Annotated in this window: 3 protein-coding genes; 1 reads left to right on the top strand and 2 read right to left on the bottom strand. The window is 70.2% G+C overall.

The window, feature by feature from the left end; genetic code table 11:
- Positions 1-506: 506 nt before the first annotated feature.
- Together IBL25_RS24705 and IBL25_RS24710 are read right to left on the bottom strand one after the other, a co-directional pair.
- Entirely contained in the window at positions 507-1,580 is a 1,074-nt protein-coding gene (locus IBL25_RS24705) for a glycosyl hydrolase family 8 (RefSeq protein ID WP_187781115.1), read from the bottom strand.
- Positions 1,581-1,628: 48 nt separating this feature from the next.
- A complete protein-coding gene (locus tag IBL25_RS24710; RefSeq protein ID WP_187781116.1) occupies positions 1,629-2,498 on the bottom strand; it encodes an alpha/beta fold hydrolase in 870 nt (289 codons plus the stop codon).
- A gap of 188 nt (positions 2,499-2,686) precedes the next feature.
- On the opposite strand from IBL25_RS24710, the gene IBL25_RS24715 reads away from it, so the two are divergent.
- The coding region (locus IBL25_RS24715; RefSeq protein ID WP_238940648.1) for a DEAD/DEAH box helicase at positions 2,687-4,001 on the top strand (1,315 nt) is incomplete at its 3' end.

Consider the following 4,001-nt stretch of genomic DNA (forward strand, 5'->3'; position numbering starts at 1 on the left):
AGGGCGGCTCCGCGGAGGCGGGCATCTCCGCAATGGGCGGCGGCACCGGCCCGGCGACAGGCTCTTCTGCCGGCGCTTCCGACGGGGGCGCGGGGGCGACAGGCTGCGGCGGAATATGGATCACAGGCGGCGGCGCGGCGATGGGGGCCGTGGCGGGCCTGGACCGCACGAAATCAACCATGGATTGCGAAGCCGCAGCATTCCTGTCGGCTGGAGGGAAAACCTCCGGTGCAGGGCTGCCATGGCCAGTCTGCGGCGCCACGGCATCCGGGGCCTGGGCAGGAACTTCGGCGGCAGGAACTGTGAGCCGGGGCGGATGTCTCAGCGGGCCATTGCCGAAATTGCGGTAGCGGATAACGGGTGCGCGCAGAGCCGCGGCCACCCTCGCAACGTCACGATCCTGTCCCATCCACTGCTACCAGTCCCTAACCCTTCATAGAATGCAATTTGGAACAGCTAAACGGAACCAGATTTTCACGCTGTGATAACAATATATCGTCTTATTTTTAAGAGATTTCCATATCAGCAAGAGCGCTCATGATTTTCAGGATAGCCCCGTAGTAATCGTCGGTATTTTTCAGCGGCACCGCCGCAATCTCATGGCCAAGCTTCAGCCTGTTATTCGTGACAAGCCGGTGGATCGCGGCGATTCCCTCCCCGGCGGGATAGGGCGAGACCTGGTTGCTGCCCAGATCGGTCCAGGCGGGCAGATGCGGGTGGCCAGGATCGCCCCAGAATGCCAGCGCCGCCCGCACCGGCGGCTCATCGGCCAATCCCGCCCAGGCCATGTAGAGTGGCACGCGCACCGCGTCATAGGAGAAGCGCGGCGGCCAGCCCGGCGCCAGGCTGAGGGCACCATCCGTCCGCCGCAGCATCAGCCAGTCCGGCGGCAGGCCCCAGCGGCCGAAGCGGGCGGCGCGCAACAGCCCCAGCCCATCGGCCACCAGCCGCAGCCAGGCCGGGTCCGGCACCGCCCGCGCCAGCAGGCGGATGGCGGGAAAGGCATAATAGGAAGGGTTGAGCACCACGCCCTCCGCTTCCTCGAAGCCCGTGGCGCCGGGCAGCAGCACGGTGCGCCCAGCCACCTGCCGCAGCAGCAGGCGCAGGATGTCGTGGGCGATGGCATGGCCGGCCTCGGCATAGGCCGGCTGTGCCCAGCGGCGGGCAGCCAGCAGCAGGGCGGCGGCGATGAAGAGGTCGCCATCCGAGGCATTGTTGCGGTCCGACCGCGCCTGCGCCACCCCCGGGCGGTAGCGCCAGGCATGCAGGCGGTCCTCCGGCCGGCGCAGCGCCCGCCGGGTCCAATCCAGCAGCCGGTCGAAGGAGGCGCGGTCGTCGCAGCGCACGGCACAGAACAGCGCCCAGCCCTGCCCCTCGGAATGCGAGATGCCGCCATTGCCGGTATCCACCACCCGCCCTTCCGGCAGCAGGAAGCGGGCGCGGAAGTCCTTCCAGGCGGCGCGCAGCGGCGGCGGCGCATCGGGCGGCATGGCACTGCCCGCCCTGGCGGGGCAGGCCGCCAGGGCGGGCAGCGCCAGGAGGCCACGGCGCGGCAGGAGGGGGCGGCGGACAGGGCGCATCGCCGCAGCCTGCGCCCCTGCCCCTTGCCGAATCCTGAAGCCGGGGGCTCAGGCGCCCTGAAGCCATTCCCGCATCAGGCCGGTGATGGCCTGGGGTTGCTCCATCGGCGGCAGGTGGCCGGCTTGCGGCACCCGCTCCAGCCGCGCGCCGGGAATGGCGGCGGCCATCTCCTCGGAGAGTTCCGGCGGGGTGAGCTGGTCCTGCTCTCCCACCACCACCAGGGTCGGCACCGCGATGCCGGGCAGCATGGGGCGCGAATCCGGCCGCTGCAGGATGGCCTGCTGCTGCCGCAGGAAAGCCTCGCGGCCGATGCGCTCCGCCATGTCCCGCACCTCGAAGCCCAGGGGGCCATCCAGATGCGCGGGATGCAGCAGGCTGGGCAGCAGGCGCGGCGTCACGCCCTTGAACTGGCCGGAGCGCGTCAGCGACATCAGCCCCCGCCGGCGGCGCGACTGTTCCTCCGTATCCGGGCGGGCGCCGGTATCCATCAGTGCCAGCCGCGTCACCCGCTCCGGCGCCCGGCGCATGATCTCCAGCGCCAGGTAGCCGCCCATGGAGAGCCCGGCCAGCGCGAAGCGCGGCGGCGCCACGGCCAGGGCACGGAGCGCCATCTCGCCCAGGCTGGCATCCTGGGTGGTGTCCGCCACCTGGCAGGTGGCGATGTCCCTCAGGCCGGCGATCTGGTCGCGCCAGAGCCGCTCGTCGCAAAGCAGGCCGGGCAGCAGCAGCAGGGAATGGAGGGGCATCGGCGGCGGCTTTCCTCGGGCAGGGCGGTTCCAAGCAGTTAACCGCGCCAAAAAGCCGGGTAAATGGCCCGAAAACCTTGCCAAGAAGCGGCTTCCGGCGCATAGGGGCGCCGATGCCGGATGAAGGGCCGCGCGGATCGCGCGTGACCGGCCGGCACGATGTGCCCCCATGAGGCCCGCCGCATGGTCGGCGAAGGGACCCACTGCACTTGAGCGATCAGCCTGTCACGCCCGCGGATGCCGCGGCCGAAAACGAGCATTCCGATGCCCTGCCCCCGCCGGACGCCCTGCCCGGCGCCGAACCGGCGGCTGGCCCGCCGGAAGCGCCCGCGACGGTTGAGCTGACGGCGGAGTCGCTGATGGCCGCCGAGGATGCCGCCAACCGCGAGCAGGACGAGGAAGCGGAGGCCGAGCAGGCACCCCGCACCGTCTTCGCCGACCTTGGCCTGTCCGAGCTGCTGCTGAAGGGGGTCGAGGACGTCGGCTACCTGCACCCGACGCCGATCCAGGAACAGGCGATCCCCATCGTGCTGATGGGCCGCGACGTGCTGGGCTGCGCCCAGACCGGCACGGGCAAGACCGCCTCCTTCGTGCTGCCCATGATGGACATCCTGGCCGGCTCCCGCGCCAAGGCCCGCATGCCGCGCAGCCTGATCCTGGAGCCGACGCGCGAGCTGGCCCTCCAGGTGGCCGAGAACTTCGTGAAATACGGCCAGCACATGAAGCTGACCCATGCGCTGCTGATCGGCGGCGAGAGCATGGCGGAGCAGACGGACGCGCTGAACCAGGGCGTCGATGTGCTGATCGCGACGCCGGGCCGGCTGCTGGACCTTTTCGATCGTGGCCGCGTCATGCTGGCCGATTGCAAGGTGCTGGTGATCGACGAGGCGGACCGCATGCTGGACATGGGGTTCATCCCCGATGTCGAGCGCATCGTCTCCATGCTGCCGCCGCTGCGCCAGACGCTGTTCTTCTCCGCCACCATGGCGCCCGAGATCCGCAAGCTGGCCGACGCCTTCCTGCAGAACCCGAAGGAGATCACGGTCTCCGCGCCCGCCTCGGTGGCCACCACCATCACCACCGGCCTGGCCATCGTGCCGGAAGGCGAGAAGCGCCGCGCGCTCCGCAAGCTGCTGCGGCGCGAGCCGGTGCAGAACGCGCTGATCTTCTGCAACCGCAAGCGTGACGTGGACGTGCTCTACAAGAGCCTGACCAAGCACGGCTTCTCGGTCGGCGCCCTGCATGGCGACCTGGCGCAGTCCATGCGCTTCGCTACGCTGGAGAAGTTCAAGAACAACGAGCTGCAGCTGCTGGTCTGCTCCGATGTCGCCGCGCGCGGCATCGACATCGGCGGCCTCTCCCACGTCTTCAACTTCGACCTGCCCTTCCATGCGGAGGATTACGTCCACCGCATCGGCCGCACCGGCCGCGCCGGGCGCGAGGGCCATGCCTATTCCATCGCCACCGCCGATGACGCCAAGCTGCTGGCCGCCATCGAATCCCTGACCGGGCGCGAGATTCCGCGCATCACCATCGAGGGCATCGACCCGGTGAGCGCGGAGGAAATGACCGAGGCGCTGGAATCCAAGGGCCGTGGCCGCGGCCGTGGCGGCGCCCGCCCGGCGGGCCGCGAGGAGCGCGGTGGCCGCCGTTCGGACAAGGACGCCCGCGGCG

Source organism: Pseudoroseomonas ludipueritiae (assembly GCF_014490445.1).
In the GTDB taxonomy this organism is placed as follows: domain Bacteria; phylum Pseudomonadota; class Alphaproteobacteria; order Acetobacterales; family Acetobacteraceae; genus Pseudoroseomonas; species Pseudoroseomonas ludipueritiae.

Excerpts from the sequence above, each read along its gene's own strand:
- IBL25_RS24705 (WP_187781115.1), bottom strand. The coding sequence starts at position 1,580 with ATGCGCCCTGTCCGCCGCCCCCTCCTGCCGCGCCGTGGCCTCCTGGCG.
- IBL25_RS24710 (WP_187781116.1), bottom strand. The coding sequence starts at position 2,498 with ATGGGGGCACATCGTGCCGGCCGGTCACGCGCGATCCGCGCGGCCCTT.